Annotated in this window: 23 protein-coding genes; 12 read left to right on the top strand and 11 right to left on the bottom strand. The window is 52.6% G+C overall.

Annotated features, from left to right (window positions below; all coding sequences use genetic code 11):
• Positions 1-34 precede the first annotated feature (34 nt).
• Both F1728_RS15570 and F1728_RS15565 read left to right on the top strand, forming a co-directional pair.
• Positions 35-1,684, top strand: a complete 1,650-nt coding sequence (locus F1728_RS15570; RefSeq protein ID WP_194242387.1) for a glycosyltransferase — start codon at positions 35-37, stop codon at positions 1,682-1,684.
• Entirely contained in the window at positions 1,681-2,364 is a 684-nt protein-coding gene (locus F1728_RS15565) for a class I SAM-dependent methyltransferase (protein ID WP_155364891.1), read from the top strand. Before F1728_RS15570 ends, F1728_RS15565 begins: the two co-directional genes overlap by 4 nt.
• A 32-nt stretch (positions 2,365-2,396) precedes the next feature.
• Here the strand turns inward: F1728_RS15565 and F1728_RS15560 are convergent, their stop codons facing one another.
• The 7 genes from F1728_RS15560 to F1728_RS15530 form a co-directional block, all read right to left on the bottom strand.
• The gene (locus F1728_RS15560; RefSeq protein WP_155364890.1) at positions 2,397-3,056 is read right to left on the bottom strand and encodes a hypothetical protein; all 660 of its coding nucleotides are present in this window, start codon (positions 3,054-3,056) and stop codon (positions 2,397-2,399) included.
• Positions 3,057-3,284: 228 nt separating this feature from the next.
• Entirely contained in the window at positions 3,285-3,659 is a 375-nt protein-coding gene (locus F1728_RS15555) for a hypothetical protein (RefSeq protein WP_155364889.1), read from the bottom strand.
• Positions 3,660-3,971: 312 nt separating this feature from the next.
• On the bottom strand, positions 3,972-4,499 hold the full coding sequence (locus tag F1728_RS15550; RefSeq protein ID WP_155364888.1) for a 2OG-Fe(II) oxygenase: 528 nt from the start codon (positions 4,497-4,499) through the stop codon (positions 3,972-3,974).
• A gap of 8 nt (positions 4,500-4,507) precedes the next feature.
• Positions 4,508-5,839, bottom strand: a complete 1,332-nt coding sequence (locus F1728_RS15545) for a Gfo/Idh/MocA family protein (protein WP_187781902.1) — start codon at positions 5,837-5,839, stop codon at positions 4,508-4,510.
• A 173-nt stretch (positions 5,840-6,012) separates the two neighbouring features.
• Positions 6,013-7,116, bottom strand: a complete 1,104-nt coding sequence (locus F1728_RS15540; RefSeq protein WP_155364887.1) for a hypothetical protein — start codon at positions 7,114-7,116, stop codon at positions 6,013-6,015.
• A 66-nt stretch (positions 7,117-7,182) separates the two neighbouring features.
• A complete protein-coding gene (locus F1728_RS15535; RefSeq protein WP_155364886.1) occupies positions 7,183-7,782 on the bottom strand; it encodes a hypothetical protein in 600 nt (199 codons plus the stop codon).
• Positions 7,783-7,952: 170 nt separating this feature from the next.
• Positions 7,953-8,336 carry a LexA family protein gene (locus F1728_RS15530; protein ID WP_155364885.1) on the bottom strand — a complete coding sequence of 128 codons (384 nt, stop codon included), beginning with the start codon at positions 8,334-8,336 and terminating at the stop codon, positions 7,953-7,955.
• A gap of 410 nt (positions 8,337-8,746) precedes the next feature.
• On the opposite strand from F1728_RS15530, the gene F1728_RS15525 reads away from it, so the two are divergent.
• Positions 8,747-11,872, top strand: a complete 3,126-nt coding sequence (locus F1728_RS15525) for a PVC-type heme-binding CxxCH protein (RefSeq protein ID WP_155364884.1) — start codon at positions 8,747-8,749, stop codon at positions 11,870-11,872.
• Positions 11,873-11,921: 49 nt separating this feature from the next.
• Complete coding sequence (locus F1728_RS15520) at positions 11,922-13,436, top strand: sulfatase family protein (RefSeq protein WP_155364883.1); 1,515 nt, start codon at positions 11,922-11,924, stop codon at positions 13,434-13,436.
• Positions 13,437-13,474: 38 nt separating this feature from the next.
• On the opposite strand, the gene F1728_RS15515 is transcribed toward F1728_RS15520, so the two are convergent.
• The 4 genes from F1728_RS15515 to dprA are packed head-to-tail and all read right to left on the bottom strand — an operon-like array spanning position 13,475 to position 16,919.
• Positions 13,475-14,221: an HAD family hydrolase gene (locus tag F1728_RS15515; RefSeq protein ID WP_155364882.1), complete on the bottom strand. Its 747-nt coding sequence runs from the start codon at positions 14,219-14,221 to the stop codon at positions 13,475-13,477.
• 24 nt (positions 14,222-14,245) lie between these two features.
• On the bottom strand, positions 14,246-15,070 hold the full coding sequence (locus tag F1728_RS15510) for a ferritin-like domain-containing protein (RefSeq protein WP_155364881.1): 825 nt from the start codon (positions 15,068-15,070) through the stop codon (positions 14,246-14,248).
• Positions 15,071-15,081: 11 nt separating this feature from the next.
• On the bottom strand, positions 15,082-15,753 hold the full coding sequence (locus F1728_RS15505; protein ID WP_155364880.1) for a class I SAM-dependent methyltransferase: 672 nt from the start codon (positions 15,751-15,753) through the stop codon (positions 15,082-15,084).
• A gap of 35 nt (positions 15,754-15,788) precedes the next feature.
• Positions 15,789-16,919: a DNA-processing protein DprA gene (dprA, locus tag F1728_RS15500; RefSeq protein ID WP_155364879.1), complete on the bottom strand. Its 1,131-nt coding sequence runs from the start codon at positions 16,917-16,919 to the stop codon at positions 15,789-15,791.
• 193 nt (positions 16,920-17,112) lie between these two features.
• Here dprA and F1728_RS31265 point away from each other — a divergent pair, with 193 nt between their 5' ends.
• The 8 genes from F1728_RS31265 (at position 17,113) to F1728_RS15465 (ending at position 22,707) form a co-directional block, all read left to right on the top strand.
• Positions 17,113-17,259: a hypothetical protein gene (locus F1728_RS31265; protein ID WP_187781903.1), complete on the top strand. Its 147-nt coding sequence runs from the start codon at positions 17,113-17,115 to the stop codon at positions 17,257-17,259.
• 12 nt (positions 17,260-17,271) lie between these two features.
• Positions 17,272-18,150, top strand: a complete 879-nt coding sequence (locus F1728_RS15495) for a sulfite exporter TauE/SafE family protein (protein ID WP_155364878.1) — start codon at positions 17,272-17,274, stop codon at positions 18,148-18,150.
• Positions 18,151-18,252: 102 nt separating this feature from the next.
• Entirely contained in the window at positions 18,253-18,834 is a 582-nt protein-coding gene (locus F1728_RS15490) for a DJ-1/PfpI family protein (protein ID WP_145192907.1), read from the top strand.
• 51 nt (positions 18,835-18,885) lie between these two features.
• Positions 18,886-19,371, top strand: coding sequence for a DUF423 domain-containing protein (locus F1728_RS15485; protein ID WP_155364877.1), 486 nt, complete (start codon positions 18,886-18,888; stop codon positions 19,369-19,371).
• Positions 19,372-19,448: 77 nt separating this feature from the next.
• The gene (locus F1728_RS15480) at positions 19,449-20,531 is read left to right on the top strand and encodes a dipeptidase (RefSeq protein WP_155364876.1); all 1,083 of its coding nucleotides are present in this window, start codon (positions 19,449-19,451) and stop codon (positions 20,529-20,531) included.
• 202 nt (positions 20,532-20,733) lie between these two features.
• Positions 20,734-21,540, top strand: a complete 807-nt coding sequence (locus F1728_RS15475; protein WP_145045424.1) for a hypothetical protein — start codon at positions 20,734-20,736, stop codon at positions 21,538-21,540.
• A gap of 217 nt (positions 21,541-21,757) precedes the next feature.
• Positions 21,758-22,426 carry an FHA domain-containing protein gene (locus F1728_RS15470; RefSeq protein ID WP_155364875.1) on the top strand — a complete coding sequence of 223 codons (669 nt, stop codon included), beginning with the start codon at positions 21,758-21,760 and terminating at the stop codon, positions 22,424-22,426.
• Positions 22,427-22,482: 56 nt separating this feature from the next.
• Positions 22,483-22,707, top strand: a complete 225-nt coding sequence (locus F1728_RS15465; protein ID WP_149338776.1) for a PLDc N-terminal domain-containing protein — start codon at positions 22,483-22,485, stop codon at positions 22,705-22,707.
• Positions 22,708-22,799 lie beyond the last annotated feature (92 nt).

Below are 22,799 nucleotides of genomic sequence, written 5' to 3'. Positions count from 1 at the left end.
AGCTGAAGTCAGGCGACAGCAGGTTCAGAACCTCGTGGTTATCACTTGCTACTTCAATCCTCTATCCGATCCCAGAGTGGCGGATAATGCGAGTCGCTTCCGTGAATCGATCAACGTTCCGGTGCAGTTCTGCGAGCTGTCGTTTGATGGTGAGTTTCTGTTTGACGATTCGATCAAGATCAGCGGCGACGAATCCGCGCGTTTCATCTGGCAGAAAGAACGGCTGTTGAATATCGCAATCGAGCAACTACCGGAGTCGGTCGATGCGGTAGCGGTGGTCGATGCCGACCTGATCTTTCGGAACCGCAACTGGTTTCTCGACACACTTCGGAGACTGCAGACCGCCGATGTCGTTCAATGCTTCGATTCGGTCGAATATGAAACCGAGACAGGGAGTGTCGAAAAGTCTTACCCGAGTTTCGCAAGATCATTGAAAGGCAGGCCGGGAATGCCGGGCGGTGCGGTGGCGTTTCGGCGGTCCATCCTTGGGAAGGACGGATTCCACGAAGAGAATATTCTCGGCGGCGGTGACAGCGTGATGATGCGACGTTGGGAGACAAGCGGGCTCAAAATCGACAGCGTTCCCGGAGTGGTGCGACACCTTTATCACGGCGATCACGGTGACCGCCAGCAGGTGAGCCGATACGAGGCCCTGAAAAAGGCAGGCTTTGATTTTCAAAAGCACATCGACAGCACCCCCAGCAAGCCACTCACCTGGTCTGCTGTCGCTGGTGTTTCCGAAGTTATGAAAGTCGCTCGGCATTTCTTCGAGTCCCGAACCGGAGCTAGATCAGAGAGCAATGCGAGATCTGGTCTTCAGAGGCAGGCTCCCCCGAAACTGATCCCCACAATCACCGCGAATATCGAACCGAAAAAACAACGGGAGACATTCTCTTGTGATGTGATCCTGCCATACAACCAGCCGAACTATCACTACCTGGAAGACTCGATCAAGTCGGTTCTCAATCAGAACTTTGCCGAGACAACAATCCACTTAATCAACGACGGGATGGAGTCGGACCCTGTCGGCTGGGAATACTCCCGACTGGGTAACGTCAGGCTTTATAAAAACGCCGACGGCCCCGTGGGGCCATACGTCACGCTAAACCGCCTGTTCGACCACCTGGAACACGGTTACTTTGCGAACCAGGACTCAGACGACATCTCACTCCCCATGCGGTTCTATAAGAGTTTTCAGGCCATCGGTCGCGGCTACCAGATTGTCGGCGGTGCGATGGAACAGTTTGTCACTTACGACGATGGCAACCGAAGAATGAAGAACGCACTCTCGATGAAGCCCTATCATTACTCGGGGATCGTGCGGTTCGGCAGTCCTTCGGGGAATATCGTCAATTCAACAGCTCTGATCAGCAAGTCTGTCTACGAAAGTTGCAACGGCATGGCTCCCTGGAAGGCAGGGGCTGACAGTGAGTTCTATGAGCGGGCGATTCTGGCAGGATTCAGAGTGGCAGCCCTGAGCGATGTAGTCGCGCTGAGAAGACTCCACAATCCGTCGCTCTCAAACGACCAGGTGACCAGCGGGCACGGATCGGACTTCCGCGAACAGATCAAGCAGTGGACCGTTGAGAGTATTGAACGGCAGAAGCTGGGACCGGATCACTCTATCGGTGGTTTAGCCAAACATCGAAATGATAAACAACTTGAAGTCCTGAAGGGGAAATGATGCCAAACGAGATCAATCACAGCAGAACCCGCAATTCGTCATTCTATGACCATAAATATGGATCAGGCAACGGCTGGAAGTACGACACGGACAAAGTGACGCGATGGCTGCAGGAAAGCATCGTGTTCCGGTTCGGGTTGACTCCCGGAGACCGGGTGTTAGAACTGGGGTGTGGTGAAGGCCACCATTCCGCTCTGCTGGCCTCGTTCGGGATGGACGTGTACGGCGTCGACTTTTCCGAGAAAGGCATCGAGGCGGCGAAGGAGAGGGGTTCTGGTGCGACATTCATCGCCGCCAACGCCCTGGATCTGGGGGTGTTCTTCGATCACGGGTACTTCGACCTGATTTTCGTGCGGGGAATGAGCTGGTATCACTACGAGCTGAGCGGCATTTCCCGCATGGGGATCGACATCGACGAAGAAACCGGCAAGCTGTTTGAATTCCTGAAGCCGGGAGGCACGTTCGTGCTGCAGATCCGGACGGACTTCTCCGGAAACAAGCCGGCGGACAGTGTGTTTGACTGTCGCCTGTCGGAGTTCAAAGGGCTGTTCTCTCAGTTCGGGGAAATTATCCACACTTCAAATACAGAGGGCGTGGAACTGATAGATGACAAGCAAGCCGCGATGGTGAAAGGTGGGATTGTCTTGGCCGTGAGAAAGCACAGCCAGGTTTTACTTTAGATACTAATATTTCCAGATTTCAGACGGAAATATCATAGTGAAGACTCAGCAAGCTCACGTACCAATGTCTCTACTTTTTTCACATCTGGAATCGCCAAAAAACCAATGTCGGTCTGTTGCCGCTGTTGGTTATTGTCGACTGCGACCTGACGCTCAAAAATCAGATCTCCTGCACCGTCGTCCCATTGTGTACGTCGCAGGTTACGGAGTTGCTCCGGTTCGAAAGATCGAATTGCAGTAGCCAGTTTTTTTTCAAAGATGATGGCGCGATCCGTGGTGAGCACGTAGGCTGTATTCCTGGCTTTCTTCATCATCCAGACAGGTGAAGTAAGCATCCCAAGCCCAATCAACACAAAGGGAATTCCAAATAATGGAAAGAAATCAAACCCTTTGTTGAAGTCTGGAATTTTAAAACCGGACGCTCCCGCGATCCAGAACAAAGCAAATGCAGTCCAGGGAATCCCAAACAGCACCATCGGCCAGGCACGCATACCAAAGCGTTTAGGGTCCGGGGTACCGACCCACGAAATCCGCTCTTTTTCGTTGAGTTCGGCCTGGATCAGAGATTGCAACTTGACTGGTAATCCCCAGAGAGTTTCCGTTGGTGCAGGCATCGCATCTGACCCGTGAACTGGCATGCTGAAAAGTAACTCTGATTCGATCAGAGTGTCTACAGTTCCAAAGAATAGCAAATCAGACAGCGATTGGAATCGCTGATGCAGAGAAAAAAAGTCCTACCTGGGAGTTACGAATGGACAGCTGCAATCTCCGGTTTCATTGATGTAATGCATGCCTTGTTTACACGCCGTTCGCACATCCAAGCGTAGCTGAGATAACCATTTGGGAGAGACTTCTCCTCGTGCGATCGCATATAAGGCAAATGTATATCCGAACATGTTCATACTCAAATATCCCTGACGTTACATACTCCAGCCCGAGACAGGACCATCATCCCAGTAGTTTTCCTGCATGACCATATTGGCAGGAAAGAGCCCCATTCCCATATAAACCGTGATCAGATCCGTCAGCATTTCGTGATCTTCTTCATCAGGTGAAATCCGTCGCTCTCCCAGCAGGAGCACATGCCCGATTTCGTGTGCGAGTGTTGCGACAGCCCTGAGAGGGTCTTCCAGAGTATTCAATTCGAGCCAGATCTCATGCTTATTTCCTACCTTGCCGTACAGACCAGCAGATCCCTCTGCCATCATCCCTTCGAACTCGGGTCGGGCTTCTTCGTAGAATCTCAATCGTAAGTCAACGGGATCGACGTCCATATACTCTGCGACTCGATTCATCAGGCTGCGAATACTTCCATGTGCGAGATCATAATCATCAGGAAAAAATTCAGCAGTGGGTAAAATGAAAGTCCCTTTCGTCAGACGTTACATACCAAACTCGTCAATGAGCCAGATAAAGCGTCCTTCAATCCAGGATTTCTCCTCTGCAGTAACTGGACAAGTCGGCTTTGAACGGAACCAGCCAAACATGAAACAGCCCTTTCTACCAGATTGACAGAGACTCATTTACATGTGCTGTCTAATTCAAATGAATTGGTCAGTCTCAAATTTAAATGACAGCCAGTCACACATGATAAAGCAGATCCGATCTCAGGACGTACTTGGTTTCTTCTCCAGCCACTGGTGTCCCGGAGTGCCACAACTTGTGGCAAATAATAAACCGCAACCTGCCTGTGGTTTGGCACGAATATCATTTTTTCGAAATACCGTTTCTCCTCCCTGCTCAACCGTATTGAGATAGATCAGAAAAGTAAAATGGGATTCACATCCCGGAAGCTGCTTTGTGCCGTCCTTATGCATGTTAAATTTTTGAGGCCCGCTGTATCTGTAGAAACGAATGAAAGGACTCAAACCCACGGCAGTTCCCAGGTCTGATTCTGGTAATGTGTACTGCTGGAGTTTTTCCCACAGATCGTCAGCAGTCTTCTGGGATTCGATATCCGCCCGCTCATTGGTACGAATCTGATCCATCTGCTTTCTGACACCATAGACATCAACGTCTGCGGTTTCATAGCCGAGGTATTCACTATAATTGATATAGTCCTGGCACTCTGTTGCCGAAAAAAAATGCTCGATCCAGAAGATCTCCTGATCGAGCATTGTTACTGGTTGTTTCATAATGAGACCTAAATCAGCTTCCACCCCTTGCGATATTCGCGACGGATGTACTGATCTGATTCCGGAGCGTTCGTGGCACGCATGGTCTGTGTATCCCAATGCAGCTTTTTCCCCGTGCGGTAAGCGACATTCCCCAGATGATTTGCCTCGGTCAGCAGACCTGCATATTCGAAATTGCAGGTTGTGGGGGCGCCGGTTTTACAGGCATGAATCCACTCAGCATGATGACCCAGTGACTTGGGGATGTAGGGTTCGGGCGGTTTAAAGTCGGCATACTCATTCTCTGGCAGCAGAACGTGTTTGCTGTAGTCAGACAGCAACATCCCTTTTTCGCCAACAAAGAGAACCCCGTTTCCCCATTGGGGAATTTTCCCCTCTTCCCAGAGTTTGGGCTTATTGGTTCCCTGGTACCAGCCTACGGTGACGGGTGGCAGATCTCCACGCTGCCCATACTCGTAAACCGCCTGCATAGATGCAGGTGCGATCTCTTTCTGGATGGGTGGACCAGCGGCTTCAATGGTCAACGGGTAATCGAGTTTCAAAGCCCAGAAGGGTAGATCGATCCAGTGGCTGCCCAGGTCGGACATGGTCCCGTTCCCAAAATCCCACCAGCGATACCATTTGGGACCGGGGAAATAGATATTGTTGAACGGCCGCTCCGGAGCGGGGCCCAACCAGAGATCCCAGTCCAACCCCTTCGGAATCTCATCGCTGTGACTGGGACGTTTTTCGGAATAGACGAGATCTTTCGCAGCCCGGGCAGCTTCTTCTGACGGATGCCAGCCCCAGGCTCGGGAAACCCAGACATGCGCTTCCTGAACAGGACCAATGGCTCCGGTCTCAATTAACTCGACCACACGCCGATAGTTCTCACCGGCATGAATCTGAGTACCCATTTGTGTCGCCACACCTGCTTCACGCGCCGCATCCCGGATCACGCGCGCTTCCCAGACACTGTGTGTCAATGGCTTCTCACAATAGACATGTTTTTTCATCTGCAGGGCCGGCAGCGTTGCGAAAGCATGGGTATGCTCGCACGTGCTGACCACGACTGCGTCAAACTGATCGGGATGATCGTAGACTTCCCGAAAATCTTTGAACTTCTTCGCCTTGGGGTGGCTCTGTGAGGCTCGAAACAGATTCTGTTCATTGACATCACACAGCACGGTAATGTTTTCAGAGGATACATTGCGCAGATTGCTGCCCCCCCTGCCCCCGGATCCAATGATGGCGATATTCAGTTTTTCATTCAAATTGGTCCCACGAACGATGGCAGGGGCACCAAAACCGATGGCGGCAGCCGCAGACGCAGAGGTTGCCAGGAATCGTCTGCGGTTCATGGTAGAATGTGTCTTGTCTGTTTGGCTGGATTTATCTTGCACTGTAGGCTTCCCCCTCTGAAGAATATGGCCATCCTGCTGGAAATGCGTTTAATTAACTTACTTAAACTATCGCAAGATCGATCACGCATCGCAAGACAAATCAAAGGGCTCACAGAATTTCTATAGCAGTCTCAGTTCTGTGCTGAATCAATCACTGGCTGGCAATCCGGACAGATCTCCTGTGCATCCAGGTCGTCTTGCAACCAGTGGTTTCCACATTTTCCGCAAACTGCGATCTGTCCGGGTGACTCTTCCAGCAGATTCAGATAGTCGACTACCTGCCCCTCGATCTCGGCATTTCCGATCAGACCACGACTAAGAACCAGTACTGCATTGAGAAGAGCTGCTGTTTGTGAGGGGAAAGACTGCGAACTTTGATCGAGGGACACACCACCACTCAAACGCTTTCCGATTCGAGCATCGGTTTCAACTGACCAGCGAGAACCAGAACGCCAGTCCCCCGCTGAATTCTGCGTCAACAGGATTTCGATCCGATTCGTCTCTGGTCCGGTCACAGGAATACGGACGACCTCTGTCTCACCCTCAGTCCAGCCCCTGACAGGCTTCGGGACGGATCTTGTCTGCTCGCGATCTGAAACAGCGGATGAAAGCTGCATTTGCTCAAGATCCACTTCTTGAGAGATCGTTTCAAGTGAATGCGACAACTGTGTGAGCAACTGCTTGCGTAGCGATTTGGCCTGTCTGACTTTGCGGCGCAATTGACTTAATGAACGTTCCACCTTGACCAGTTCTGGTGCCAATCGAATCAAGCTCTCTACATCAATTTCACTTTTGGATTGCCCTTGATCAGTAACGGATGGCAACGCTTCATCTGAGAAATCCAGAGACTCACCATGGTGCCAGCGACAATAAGCCTGACGCCAGAGATGCCAACCCGTGGTATCAAACAGATAAGGGTTCTCCACAATCGGGGTCTGCGACTCGCAGGCAATGATGCCCTGCTCGATAATCGTTTCCCGTGGTACTGAAGCCAGGATTCCCCTCATTTCCAGCAATTCGCTTTCCATGAAATCGGGCAACGAAGCGAACTCAGCCTGACAATCCTCGTCGGCGTCGACACCAGTGTTGATCCAGGCTTGTAGATGACTTCGTTGCTCCGGGGTCAGATCAGCAACGCGATCGGGGCTGAACTCGATGCCCCACTCAGCCAGTTGTCCGCTGATGGTACGATATGTGTTCGAAACATAGTCTGGTTGGCTCTGGTATTGATTCATAAACGTATTCTCCCTGCAGAAAGAGGTTATTGAAAATGAGCAGCCGTGATCAGCATCGTGATTCAATCAGGAGCAGTGCACCGTGTAAGTCGCCGTCCCGTCAGCGCACTGTTCCAGAGAAAGACGGGCACCGTCTGTCTCGATTGAGACAGGTAGATAATCGCCCAGCAGTTCGATTGAGATTTCATCAGGCAGCATGCCTTCCTGCCTGGGAACCGTCGTTGAACCGTAAGGAGTATGAATCGTTTCATAGGTCGTCGCGGATTCGAGTTCCCTCAGAGCCTGCTGCTCGACATGCTGCAGGTCTTCCCAGGCTTGCTCGGCCAGTGAGAAACTGTGCTGCTGATTCAGAGACTCGCGTTGGAGTGCATCAAACGCATTGAGTGATTCTCTCCAGCCAGCCAATGCTGCTTCATAGGACTGTGCCATCGACAGACAGACCTCGGCCTCCTCCAGATCCCCCTGCAGACGCTTGAGCCGAGACTTTTCCTGATTCAGCTTTCGCATAAGTTGATTGATCTGCCGCTCCTGATCATTCAGTAAATCACGGCAATGCTGCACATCGGTGGTCGCCTCGATAGACGACAGACCATCGTACTCATCCTCAATCAGAACCAGGTTTGCGAAACTCTGTTGCAGTTGAGTGGGAAAATCTACCTGCGACATAGAAGCATGATCCTGACCTGTTACTGCCGCCCTCTGTTCATCAATGCAATGAAGTGGGAAAGCATGATCATTCTTATCCGTTTCGTGTTTCATTCCTGCCTTATCCATAATCAAAGGTCTCAAGTCCTGTTTTATTCATTCACGTTGACTTAGTTGACTGACCGTATGCCTCAGAGATCTTTCTGAACCTCTCCCATCGTGTCGGGAGCGATGAACTCGAGAGTCACACTGCGATCTTCGACTCCCACACAACCCACATAGACATCACCCAGGCACCCTGCTTCACCGGGCGTCAGTGTGAGAAACTGCGTGACGGGTTCTGCCACCAGCGTGATGCCGCGAGAGAGGTAGTAATCCCGTTTGATCCAGCCCTTCCGTTCCAAGGCACGCAGGTGACACATCACGCCATTGGAGGAGCGAATACCGAAGCGATCCGCAATTTCGCGCACAGTGGGTGAGAGTCGATGTTCGGTGATTTCCTGTTTAATGAAGGAATAGATCGCGTGCTGTTTCTCAGTCAGTTTCTGACGTGCAATTACTCCTGCTGATTCCATGTGTCTGTCTCCCGTTTTGAGGTGATTGGATGTGCGTTACGTGAGGAATTATAGCGGTAAAAAAGCGATCTAATTTTTTCAGAGGAGGGCTCATAACAGGGAAACGTCAGATCCCGCTGTCTGCCGACGATTGACGATTTCCGGCGAACTTTCCCGCCGATTTTCGCTCAGAAAAGATCACTATTTTTTATTTTTTTCGCGTACGAACTTCTGATCCAAAGGGGACATGAGAAATGTTGCAATGCGGACTCAAAAAATCACGCGTTCTCACAAACGGAGAAATCAGGAAAACTTGGATTTCCTGTTTGTGAACATTCTTTACTTTGTTTACAATATCAATTCTTCTTACTCTGATGTCTTAAATAACAGAGTGCGACCGTTTCATTCCTGCCTCTACTAAGGTGCCAGCCGTGACCATTCAACTGACTCGCATTTCCGTTCTAAGTTGTCTGTCTCTGATTGTGTTGTCCCTCAATGCAGTCACTCACGCCGAAGAAATGCCTCGCGTGCCCGCAGGCTTCACAATCGAGCGCGTCACCAACAGTGAACTCACCAAATATCCGATGATGGCGGGCTTCGACGATCGCGGTCGACTGTTCATTGCTGAGAGTTCCGGTGAAAATACGCGGGCTCCTCAGTTGATCAAAGAACCTAAAAGCATGATCCGCATGCTGGAAGACCTGGACGGCGACGGACGTTTTGACAAGAGCACCGTCTTTGCTGATAAGCTGACGCTGCCCATGGGTGCGCTCTGGCATGATGGATCACTGTATGTCGCCAGCCCGCCTAATATCTGGAAACTCACCGACCATGACGACGATGGCGTTGCCGATGAGCGCAAGATCATCGTCGATTCGTTTGGCTTCTCCGGAAACGCCGCCAGTATTCATGGCTGCTTTCGCGGACCGGAAGGACGACTCTACTGGTGTGATGGCCGCCATGGTCACGAATTCAAAGACAAGTCGGGAAAAGTCACCAGCAAAGGACTGGCTGCCCGAATCTTCTCCTGCAATCCTGATGGCTCTGATATTGAAGTCCACTGCGGCGGTGGTATGGATAACCCGGTGGAAATTGACTTCACACCGGAAGGGGAAATGATCGGTTCTGTCAATATTCTACTCACACGTCCGCGTGTCGACTGTCTGGTTCACTGGCTGGAAGGGGGCGTATATCCGCACTTTGAAGACTGTGTGGCTGAGTTCAAACGCACGGGGGACCTCTTGGGCCCGATCACCCGCTTTGGACATGTCGCAGTTTCGGGGATGCTGCGTTATCGTTCGCCTCAGTTCGGCCCTGATTACCAGGGAAACATCTTCACGTCCATCTTCAACACTCATAAAGTGATTCGTACGCAACTGGTACGCAATGGTGCCAGCTTTGAAACGAAAGAGGAAGACTTTCTCGTCTCTGATGACCCCGATTTCCATCCCACCGATGTCATCGAAGACGCGGATGGCAGTCTGCTGGTGATTAATACCGGGGGCTGGTTCCGCATCGGCTGTCCGCAGTCGCAGATCTCGAAACCAGATATCCATGGCGCCATCTACCGCATTCGAAAATCGGGTACTCCGCCGGTACAGGATCCCTACGGACTGGCGCTCGACTGGAACTCCTTTTCTCCCGAACGAAAAATTCAACTCCTGAATGACTCACGTCCATTCGTGCAACGAAAGGCCATCGATGAACTGGCCAAAGCCGGCGATCATGCCGTTCCAATGTTGTCCAAAGTTGTCGCCGCTCCCGCAGGCTCTTTCTACAACGATACCAGTAAACGCAACGCAGTCTGGACACTGACACGCATTGGCACCGATAAAGCACGAACCGCGATTCAGCACGGTCTGAATTCCTCGGCTTCCGTGCAGATGACGGCGGCCAAGAGTCTCGGCACACTGCGGGATGTGAGTTCCGTTTCCCAGTTGACTCAGCTCCTGAAATCTGAGAATCCGGCAATTCAACGAAATGCGGCTACCGCCCTGGGACGCATCTGTGAAGCGGGACAACGGGGCGATACGATCTCCAACGCAGAACTGAAAACCGTTGTCGAGTCGCTTTTCCAGGCGATCAAAGGGGCTCCTGATCGTACGCTGGAACACGCCCTGATTTACGCACTGATCCGCATTGATCAACGTAATCTGATTTTGGCGGGCCTGAGTGACTCAAGCCCGGCTGTTCGTCGCGCGGCCTTGATCACCCTGGACCAGATGAACTCAGGCAACCTGACACGCGAACTGGTTACCCCCCTGCTCGACACCGACGATCCGTCGCTGCAGAAAGAAGCGTTGACCATTATTGGCGAACATGAAGGCTGGGCCGGTGAAACACTGAGCCTGCTGAAAACCTGGCTGAGTGAAGAGTCCCTGAGTGCAGAACGGGCCGCCGTCCTGCGAGGCTTCCTGATCGCACAAGCCGCTGACCCGGAAGTCCAGACTTTGATTGCCCAGGCATTAACGAATCCAAACACCTCACATTCCGCAAAGAGTATCCTGCTGGAAGTAATTCAACGATCCGCGTTGAAAGAGTTCCCCGTAGCCTGGCGACAGGCATTGGAATCGACGCTGAAATCCCAAGACTCAGAACTGCAGATCCTGGTGATTCGGATTGCACAAACTAATGATCTGCCAGAGTTAAGTGGTTTGCTAACATCACTGGCACTCGACACTCAGCAGCCAGCCACACTCAGAATTGAAGCATTGTCGGCAACCGGTTCTCAATTGAAATCTGTCGAGGCTGAACCCTTCGATTTTCTGATTGCACGCATGAGCGAAGAATATCCGCCTCTGGATCGACTGGCGGCAGCCCGGGCCCTGGCCGGTCTGCCATTATCTGAAGGTCAACTGATTCAATTATCAAAACAGCTCGATGCCCCCGGTCCTCTTGCCTTGCCCGTGCTGTTAAGAGCCTACACCAAAAATAACGCTGAACCGGTTGGGCTGGCACTGATCAAAGCATTGAATGCTTCATCTGCGGCCACGAACCTCTCTGCAGATGAGTTGGCCAGTCTGCTCAAGAAGTATCCGGAACCGGTCCAGAAAGCAGCAGATCCCCTGCTGAAAAAACTGGGGGTCGACCTCGCTCAGCAGAAAGCACATCTGGAATCACTGAAGCCGCTGTTGACTCAGGGACAGATCGAGGAAGGCCGAAAAATCTTCTTTGGCAAGAAAGCGGCCTGCTCCGGCTGTCATGCTGTCGAGGATCAGGGGGGGAAAGTTGGCCCCGACCTGACGCGTATCGGTGCCATCCGTACCGGGACTGACCTGCTGGAAGCAATCGCGCTCCCCAGCGCCAGCTTTGCCCGCGGGTATCGTTCTTACCTGGTCGTCACGGATTCCGGTCGAATTTATACCGGCGTCATCAGCCGCGAATCGACGGACACCGTTTACCTGCGCACTGCTGACCTCTCGGAAGTGCGCATCGCCCGCGATGAAATCGAAGTCATGAAGGAATCACCAACATCCATCATGCCCAAGGGCCTCGAACAGCGCCTGACCCCACAGGAAATCCGGGATTTACTTGCTTACCTCCAGAACCGTAAGTAAAGTGGAACTCAGAAACGTTTTCTGAATTCCTTACCGTTAAAGGTGCGCTATGTTTAATGGTTCTATCTGGCTGCGTCTGCTGTTCTGTCTGACGCTGGCATCTAATCTGATTCCTACTTCCGCAGCTCAGTCTGCAGAAAAATCAAAACGCCCTAATATTCTGTTTGCGATTGCCGACGACTGGGGCTGGCCTCATGCCGGCGCTTATGGCGACCCCGTGGTTAAAACTCCAACCTTCGACCGGCTCGCCCGCGAAGGGGTTCTGTTTCAGAATGCTTATGTCTCGTCCCCTTCCTGCACGCCTTCCCGTGGTGCCATTCTGACCGGTAAATATCACTGGCAACTCGATGCGGGAGCGAACCTGCACTGTATCTTTCCGGATCGTCTCACGACCTATCCGGAGATACTGAAATCACACGGTTACACTGTAGGACACACGGGTAAAGCCTGGGGACCGGGGCGTACCGAAACCCGCTCTCGCGAACTGGCTGGAAAACGATTCAAAAACTTTCAGGACTTCCTCAACCAGCGGGACGGCGATGAGCCCTTCTGTTTCTGGTTAGGCAGCAGCGATCCCCACCGCCCGTACGCCCCAGGATCGGGTGTAGAAAGTGGCATGGATTTGAGCAAAATCAAACTGCCCGCCTGCTTCCCTGACGCACAGGAAGTCCGTAGCGACGTCGCCGACTATTACTTTGAAGTCCAGCGATTCGACCAGCTCGTGGGAGACGCCCTGAAACTGCTGGAAGAAAAAGGCGAACTGGACAATACTATCATCTTCATGACCGGCGACCACGGTATGCCTTTTCCCCGGGGCAAGAGCTGCCTGTATGATACCGGTACCCGCGTTCCCCTGGCGGCGCGCTGGCCTTCTCACATTCAGCCCAATCGGAGTGTGACAGACTTCGTCAGTCTGATTGACCTCGCCCCCACATTCTACGAAGCCGCCGGTGTCGAAATTCCCCAGGACGTCACCGGCAAGAGTCTGATGCCTGTTCTGGATGCGCCCGGCTCGGGACGCATCGTAGCTGACCGCGATGAAATCTTCTTTGGCAAGGAGCGACACGTTCCCTCACAGGAAGAACCTGACATGGGAGGCTACCCCTGCCGTGCGATTCGGACGGACGATTTTCTTTACATCCACAATTACCGGCCTGATCGCTGGCCCGTGGGTACACCCAACTACACCAAAGCAGCCATTCCGGGCACCTGGTACGGGGATTGTGATAATGGCCCGACCAAGACCTATATGGTTACCCATAAAGATAAGGATGCGGAACATCGCCGACTGTATGAACTGGCCTTCGGCAAGTTGCCTGCAGAAGAATTATACGATCTGCGGAATGATCCCGACCAGCTACAGAACGTGGCCCAGGATCCCATGTATCAGATGATCAAAGCCAGGCTCGCGAAGGAACTGCATCAAAAGCTGGTTGCCACTCATGATCCCCGCGAACTGGGACAGGGAGACGAACTGGAAAAACATCCCTACCTGGGCGGTGGTCCGAAACACCCGAGCCTGGAAAAGAAACGCAAAAAACGAAATCAGAAGCCGGCGAAATAGAAAGCCTGCTGTTTTCATCTAAATGTCTCTACTTTGATTCAGCATTGTCTGAGTGAGCTCTGGCAATGCTCATGGCTCCAGTTTTGAATTTGAGTCTTTAACAAAGACAAATCGCTATCAGATAACTGATCGGTGATTTGGATTGCATTCCCCCCTGCTCTATGAAAGGCACTGCAGTTCACCTCGAGGTCATCCAGCAGCAAGGTGTCCCTGTAATCAAGCGCGTGCGCGCTCAGCCAGCTGCCGTAAAACCGTTCTGGGTTTTCTCGTTTCAGCACACGTTGGCTGCAGGAACAGAGCACCTCATCAAACAACTGAGCAGCGTGACGGAACGAGACCGTTGCCCCTTCCACGGATTGAGTTGTTAACGGTCTCTGCGCGTTTGCGTCTAGAAGTGCCTCCTGAAAACAGTCCATATTGTCGGTCGCCAGAACGATTCCAATTCCCTGCTGCCGGATCTCACTCAAAATCTGAACCAGCCGCTGATTGACCTGCATCAACTCACAGTCCTCTAACAGCTTGCGACTCAGATAGTCAGGGGGAAATGAATCATCCAGTTTGACATCTAATCTGTCTAAAACTTGGTCCGCAGAAACATCTCCCCGCATCCAGTCATGGATCAGTGTCTCGTCTTGAAACAGGACTTCGGCTGCGTCCGTCAGTTGGGAGTGCAGGGGATGGTCGCTGTTATGGAGGATAGAGAGCCAGAAGGGATCACAGGACAGCACGCCATGCCAGTCTACAAAGATCACTTTGTCCCAGACTGGTTTGCATCGTGGCGGCATGCTCGGTTTTCCTGTTTTGTGAGTCTAATCCAGTTTCTTAGGCTTCTGATTCGGTGGCTGATCAGTCTGAGCGGCCTGATAGAGTTGCTCAATAAATTCGTCAGTCATTCCCGTTTCCTTGCGTCCCTCACGATTGAAGGTATCGCCGACCGACAGGGCAGCTCGTACCGGCCAGTGCAGATGTTGTTCGTAGGTCTCCCAGTCAGAAAGGTGGTCGGGTTTTAAGTGTCGCAGCCAGTGCAGGCCAAAGGCGACGTGCTGAATCTCATCGCGATAGACGACCTTCATCAACGCGGCACTCCGTTGGTCGCCGGCATCGAGAAAATACTGTTCGAATTCCAGGGTATGATCCAGGTTACGACCTTCGAACGTGAGTGGCAGACCGGCGAGATAATCCAGCAGACTTTCGTAACTCAGTGCTTTTTTCCAGATGTAGCAATTCACGGGCAGGCTGCCGAACTCCAGCCCCAGCACGGAGGCACGTTCCTTATGCATGCGAGTGTGTCTTTGCTCATCTGCCATGATGTTACACATTCCCTGGCGAAACTCTGCCGGGGCATCGGGGAAGGCGCACAGAATATAGGCCATTACTTCCAGGGCCTGCAGTTCATGATTCGCCATGATGTGATGTGCCAGGGCCCGCTTGTCCTGTTCCATCAGAGCAGAGGGTTTCGGCATACCGGGGGCGGTTCGCGGGGGAGCGAACTTCAGGTTAGCAGGTCGTCCTGGTTCCTGAATACGCAAAGGATCTCCTGGATGTTCGTCAGTCAGTACTTCAGGGGCGGGAAGCAGTTTCTCTTCCAGAGACTCACTCAAGAGAACCCGTTCGGCGAAGGCGCGTATTTCCATGTCGATGATCGTTAATCTGGTGAAGGTGTGCGGGCGCGAAAGAGGGCAACACAGCCAGTCACTTTCACTTCCACGTCAGTATAGCGACTTGCGAGTTGGGATTGTAACTCATCCAGACTGTCCGACGTATTTGTGAAGATCTTTTTCCGGTTATAAAAATTCATCAGACGCCGGGCCGAAAAGCCACGCGGGACTCCCTGGCTCAAAATCGTAGCTCCAGAGAAGATGGCGCCCGGGTTTAACCAGGGACCCAGATGATCGAACAGCTTTGCTTTTGATGTCAGATCGCCGGGTAGACAGTGCAGCAGATAATTCAGACTGACTGAATCGAAAGGGCGTGACTGCTGAGGCAGGGGAGCCAGTACATCGGCCTGATAGACTTCCGGCTGGTAGCGTGCGCTCCGACTGGCAGCGGCCGCCAGACTGTTGGGATTCAAATCCAGAAGTCCCAGGCGGACTTCAGAGCTCGGAAAGGTGCAATGCTCCAGATAATAACCGGTGCCCACGCCGACATCGAGGTGATTGGCAGTCAGGCTCTGATTCATCCAGTTCAGAATCTGTTTAGTGCGACATTTCCAGATCAGGGAGTTGGAAATTCCCAGAACCCAGATATCGTAGATGGAAAGCATTTTTCTCGTGTAGACCGCCTGCCCGGGGGCGGTATCTGCAGAGTCCAGATTCATAGAGGATAACAATCGCAGCAAAGACAGAGTTCGGATCAGCCGGTGGCTCTGACAAGAAAACCACCCGGCAGACGTTTAACGACCTTCCGCATTTCCAGAACCGTCAAGGTGGAAAGAATGCGGGACGAGTCGAGATTACTGGATTGCACGATTTCATTCAAATGCTGTGGCTCGAGTGTGACCAAATTCAGCACATCCCGTTCAAAATCGCTCAGAGAGAGTTCGCGCGGCGTATGCACTTCACGGTTTTCTGAGACCTTCACCGGAGTTTTAGCGGGACTCAAGCCTTCCAGTACATCATCTACGCTGCGAACAAGCATGGCGCCATCGCGAATCAGATCATGACAGCCGGCACTCGCCGGGTGATCTATTCGTCCCGGAACGGCGAATACGTCTCGCCCCTGTTCGTAAGCATGGCGGGCTGTATGCAGGGCGCCACTTTTACGCCCCGCTTCAATCAACAGCACGCCCATCGACAGTCCGCTGATAATCCGGTTACGCTGTGGAAACAGTCCGGCCACGGGAGCCTGGTCGAGGGGGAACTCCGTCACCAGGGCCCCCTGAGCGGAGACCTGCTCGGATAGTTCGCGATGCTCGGGAGGATAAATATGGGAGAGCCCGGTTGCCATTACGGCGATCGTTCGGCCTCCGGCTTTGAGAGCGCCCCGATGAGCGGCCTGATCGATGCCCCGTGCCAGTCCACTCACTACTGTCACACCAGCACGAGCCAGGGCGGCTGCCATTTTTTCGGCCTGCTGCAACCCGTAATGCGTACACTTTCGTGAACCGACAATCGCAACCGCCAGTTCGTCTTCGGGCAGGATCTCTCCTTTGCAGTAGAGCAGGGCAGGGGGATCGGGCATCTCCCTTAAGAGGGATGGGTAATCATCGGACTCCTCAAACAGCAGCTGGTATCCTGCGGCGCGACAGCGCTGCAGTTCTTCTTCAGCCGTCGATTTGGCAGTACGATAGATGATGGCGTTGGCCAGTTTCTCGCCAATCCCCGGCACGTTCAGCAGATCCTGTCGAGGGGCATTTAAGATTTGACTCGGTGTTCCAAACTGGTCCAGCAGGGAACGCCGGATGCGCGGTCCGACTCCCTGAATCAGATTAAGCTGGATCTGATCCAGCAGTAACTGGTCTGATTCAGAGGATTCGGCTGGCATATGCGGATCACACTCGATGAGAACAGGCAGAGACATTTATAGTAACGTGCGTACATGTTCCCATAAAAGTCATGAAAAAACAACTAAGATCAATGCTCAATCTCAGGGAAGGGGAGTCTGACACTTGACAGCAACCGCTGTTTGCCTCTAAACACGAAGCACATCGTTTTGAACTTCCAGGAAGGCCAGGTACATGCTGGATAAGATTTTTTTTATCATCGCCTGCATCATTATCCCCGTGTTATGGGGAGTGATCGTGAACTGGATTTTCAATCAATGGCAAGATCGCTCGAACAATAACTCTGATGACGACTACATTTTCCCCGACTACCAGATTTGAGGCGGTGCGAAAATGAGCGTGGGATTGTTTGATTTTCTGCTGATTTCGCTGGCCGGGGGCGCGATCGGCTTCCTGGCAGGCATGTTCGGTGTCGGGGGCGGTTTTCTGCTCGTCCCGATTCTGAATATCGTCCTGGGTGTCCCCATGGAACTGGCTGTCGGCTCCAGTGCCTGCCAGATTCTGGGACCGGCGACCACCTCTCTGCTTGCTCGGAAGATCAAAATCCGGGACCTTGCTTTTCCCCTGGTCATCACGGGAGGACTGTTCCTCGGCGTAATCGCCGGGACCAGCATTCTGGAAAAAGCAAAGAATTCCGCCAAGATCCAGCTGAACGGACAGCCGATCATCGTAGCGGACCTGGTGGTGCTGGTTGTCTATTTTCTGATGCTGCTGACACTGGCCGTCATTTCCCTGAGAAGCGCACGTCGACCGGACTCAGAATTGAAGGACGCGATTTTCAAAAACCGCTTTCTCATCCCGCCGGTAGCGACTTTCCCCAACCTGTTCGAGGGGACGCTTTCCATTCCGGTGATCGCCTGGTTTGGGCTGGCGCTCGGACTGATTTCGGGCCTGCTGGGCATCAGTGGGGGAATCCTGCTGCTGCCCATGCTGATTTTTGGTCTGGGAATTCCCACACATCGCGCCATCACCTGCAGCCTGGTGATTGTCTGGATTGTGGCTTTTCAATCGACGATTGCCCATGCCCTGCACGGCAATGTCAGTATCGAAATTGTAATCGCTCTCCTGCTGGGGGGGACCATCGGTGCTCGACTGGGCTCGGACCTGAACTCCCGTCTCAAAGGCCTGCAGTTGAGACAGCAGTTTGGCTGGTTATTACTTTCGGTGGCTCTTATGATTGGAATACGGCTGATCTATCTGCTGGTCAGCTGAAATCGATTCGAACCTGATCTCACAGCATCAGAGCCCCTCAGACAGGAAAGGTACATTCCTGTTCGCAGGCACTGATCTGTTTTTTAAGAGGGAGACGCATTCATGGCAGCAAAATCAATTCTGTTTTTAGCCGGCGATTATGTCGAGGACTACGAAATCATGGTGCCTTTCCAGGCGCTGACTATGGTCGGTTACCAGGTCGACGTTGTCTGTCCGGATAAAAAAGCGGGTGACATCATCCGGACTTCGATCCACGACTTCGAAGGGGATCAGACGTATTCCGAAAAACGGGGGCACAACTTCACCCTGAATGCGACTTTCTCAGAGGTCAATCCCGATGATTACACCGGTCTCTTGATTCCCGGCGGACGGGCTCCCGAATACATTCGACTCAATGAGCGCGTACTTGAAATCACGCGCAGCTTCTTCGAAGCCGGCAAACCGGTGGCCGCCGTCTGTCATGGACTGCAACTGCTGGCAGCAGCAGGAGTGCTCAAAGATCGCAGCTGTACTGCGTATCCTGCCTGCGGACCTGAAGTGAATCTGGCGGGTGGAACTTATGTGGAAACAGCCATTGATGGCGTGCACGTGGATGGGAACCTGGTGTCATCACCTGCCTGGCCTGCCCATCCGCAGTGGCTGGCTGCTTTCCTGAAGGTACTGGGAACAAAAATCGAACTCTAATGTTCGTCAGCCGAACAGGCGATCCTACTAAATAATTCTGGAGACAAACTGATGTCCTGCTGCTCTCTCAACTGGTCGACAATTGGCGCGGCCCTGGGTGGACTGGCCGTCATTCTGGGTGCCTTTGCTGCGCATGGAATCGATGGTTACTTTGCAGAAAAATATGCGGGCCAGCTAAAAACGGTGACCGGCGTCGAAGTGCCCGCTGCCCAGAAATACCTGAACGACTTCAAAACCGGCGCACAGTACCAGATGTACCATTCACTGGCGCTGCTGGCCGTTGGTTTTGCAGGTGTGACTTCGCGAAAACAGAAGCTGCTCAACATTGCCGGCTGGTGTTTTCTGCTGGGAATCATTTTTTTCTCCGGCAGTCTTTACGTTTTAACCTTAAGCGGTCAAACTTTCTGGGGAGCGATCGCGCCCATCGGGGGCACGCTGTTGATTGTGGGCTGGTTTTCACTCGCGGCAGGCGTCTGTGCCTGTGGCGGTGGCTCCACAATTGAAACAGAAGGCCCTGAGACTCCTGCCTCGACCTGAAGCCGCCCCTGCGTGGCTCTGACTTATCATGATGACCGAACCCGGTCATCCCTACCTACATTCAGGATAGAACATTCATGCTGATTTTTGACGCCCACCTTGATATGGCCTGGAACGCCTGCGAATGGAACCGTGACCTGGAACTGCCGGTCAGCGAAATTCGTAAATTTGAACGGCAGTTCGAAAATATTATTCCCGGCGAAGCCACCGTTTCCTGGCATGCACTTCGCAAAGGAGGCGTGGGAATGACCATCTCCACGCTGCTCCCCCGCCTGCATCGCAAGGATGCAGCACTGACACATTATCAGTCCCGCGAAGCCGCCTATGGGGTCGCCATGGGACAGTTGGCCTATTACCGGGCCATGGTGGAGAAGGGGGTTCTGCGGGAAATTCCGGACAGTAAGACCCTGAAGAGTCACGTCGAGGAGTGGGAAGCCAACGAGGCAGCCGCTCGCGAAGAAGGCAGCACGATTCCCATCGGGTTCATTCTGAGCATGGAAGGGGCTCCGCCGATTCTCTCACCCGGTCAGATCGAGCACTGGTTTAATGCTGGCCTGCGAATTCTGGGCCCCGCGCATTATGGGCCTGGTCCGTACTGCTACGGAACGGGCAGCACCGGTGGTCTCAAAGAGGAAGGCCCTGCCCTGCTGAAAGAGATGGATCGGGTCGGCATGTTACTGGATGTAACCCACCTGGCTGATCAGTCCTTCTGGGAAGCTCTGGAGATTTTCCAGGGGCCTGTGCTGGCCAGCCATCACAACTGCCGTGCGCTGGTGGATGCGGATCGCCAGCTGACCGATGAGCAGATCAAAGCCCTGATCGAACGCGGGGCCGTCATTGGCTGTGCGTTCGATAACTGGATGATCAAACCGGGCTGGACGATCGGCGTTTCTGATCCCAAAACGACTTCCATCGAAGATATCGCCAACCACACCGATCACATCTGCCAGCTGGCGGGTAATGCGAAGCATTGCGGGATGGGAACCGACCTTGACGGTGGTTTTGGTAAAGAACAGACGCCGCACGATCTGGATACGATTGCGGACCTTGAGATGTACGCGAGTATCCTGGAAAAGCGGGGCTATAGCGAGGCTGACATCAAAGGCATTATGTCGCAGAACTTTATCGATTTCTTCCTGAAGGCACTGCCAGCCGGCTAAATTTCGACATTGATCGAACAAAACAAGACGCCGTATCCCTCGATACTGTAGAGAGATACGGCGTTTTTATTTTATCGCGTCAAAACTTTTGAAAAACGGTCAATAATCGATTTTCTCCAGCGAATCACTCTTTGTAACGTGGCCGATCGGTTTGGCCTACTGTTCCGAATCGAACATATCTTGGAGTGAGGGAGTCTGGACAATGTTATTTTTTGGCAAGAAAATCTTGATAGGTGCTGCAGTGCTGGCCACGCTGGGAACCTTCGTCTTTGGCCGTGATGTTGTGAGTTACATGAAGACGGCCGGCAATTCGGTACGGGAAGCTGTGAAATCGGAAGTTCCCGTCGATTTTGAAGTCGAACGTGCCCGTAAGATGGTAGAAGACCTGGTCCCGGATATCCGGCGTTGCATGCACGTGATCGCTGAGCAGCAGGTAGATGTAGAAACCCTGCAACAGGAAATGCATGACTCAGAGCTGGCGATGAAACAGCAGAAAGAGGCCATGTTCACGCTGCGGTCTGACCTGGAATCGAACGATACAGAGTTCGTTTATGCAAGTCGGACTTATTCCAAGGATGACATTCGCAATGACCTGGCACAACGGTTTGATCGTTTTAAGGTCGCTTCCGAGACCCTGAAACGCAACCAGCAGATTTTGAAAGCCCGCGAAAAAGCACTGGATGCCAATCGCGAAAAGCTGGAAAACATGCTGTCTTCCAAGATGGACCTGGAAGTACAGATCGAACAGCTGGAAGCACGTCTCAAATCAGTTCAGGCTGCTGAAACGGTCAGCAATCTGCAGATCGACAACTCACAGCTCACGCGAGCAAAAGGTCTGATCCGCGATCTGAATAAGCAGCTGGACGTCAAAGAGAAGCTGCTGGACGCCGAAGGCAAGTTCACCGGTCTGATTCCCGTCGACACTAAAGTCGAAGAGAAACGGGATGTCGTAAAGCAGATGGATGAATACTTCAAACTGAAGTCCGGCGACAAGGTCGTTGCACAATAATCGCTGTGTGATCGTAGCGAACCATAGGCGCGAGGGGGTGGCAGGCAGGATTTGTTGTGAAACAAGGCTGCCTGCCACCGTTGCCTGGTTTGAAAAACAGTCAATACCGCAGTAAAAACAGGATTCTTTCGCACAATTCGTTTTCTAATCCGTTAAAATGAGAGGGTAACCGGACCGCCGGTTCCTGACACATCCGCGTTTTCCCAGGGGAATTTCATTGGGCTTCTTTTCTCCCACATCCAGAGACGACCGGCAGTCTGCTGCCCCCACTGATGCGGGTACGAATTACCTGCTGTGGATTGACGGAGTCGGCACCTGGCTGGTTTATCTGCAGGAGACCCTGCGAATCGGGGGCCCGGGGAAACCAGGTTCCAGCAGCCCACTACGTTCTGAATGGGCTGATCTGGCCTTACTGTCGAACCTGTCGCGACACCACGCAACGATTACCCGTTCCGGAGAAAGTTACTATCTGGAAGCCCATGCCCCAGTGCTCTGCCAGGAACGACCCGTCAATGATCGAGTCTTGCTGTCGGACCGGGCGACGCTTAAACTGAACCAGGACACCATCCTGTCATTTACCCAGCCAACCGCACTCAGCACATCTGCCTGTCTGGAGTTCACCAGTTTCCATCAGCCTCAGCAACGGCTGGATGGAATCGTACTGATGGCCGACAACTGCCTGCTGGGCGCTACCGGAGAAAATCATATTGTCTGTAAGAACTGGCCGGGATCTGTCGTGATTTACCGCCAGGGAGACCAGGTCCTCTGTCGTTCGCGACAGGAGATCTATGTGAATGAAAAGCCTGCCTCACAGGGAGCCGTTTTAACCCCGGGTTGCCTGGTGAGTGGTCCTGAACTTCGCTTTCGCTGGGAGGTTATTGTTTAATCTGCTTCGGGGTTGTCTCGCGTAACAACACAGTTTGTACTATGGAAATCGGCATCATGTTCTCAATCATAAGTCTCATTCTATTTTTATTCTCACTGGCCTTTACGGTCCTTTATTTTGTGTTCTGGATCTGGATGCTGATTGACTGCCTGAAATACGAACCCTCAGAGGGAAATGATAAAATTATCTGGGCCGTTGTGATTATTCTCCTGCAGGCACTGGGAGCCTTGCTGTACTACATTGTGCGTCGACCGGAACGAATTAAGCAGACGGGGCAGTAAAACTTACGAAAAACTATGAACCAGAATGACTCTGTGAACGTTATTCAAACAGAGTCACTAGAAACAGTACCGTACGACAACAACGTTGTTTA

Source organism: Gimesia benthica (genome assembly GCF_009720525.1).
In the GTDB taxonomy this organism is placed as follows: domain Bacteria; phylum Planctomycetota; class Planctomycetia; order Planctomycetales; family Planctomycetaceae; genus Gimesia; species Gimesia benthica.
The sequence above is the reverse complement of the archived record's forward strand: the minus strand, read 5'-3'. Positions and strand labels throughout refer to the sequence as shown.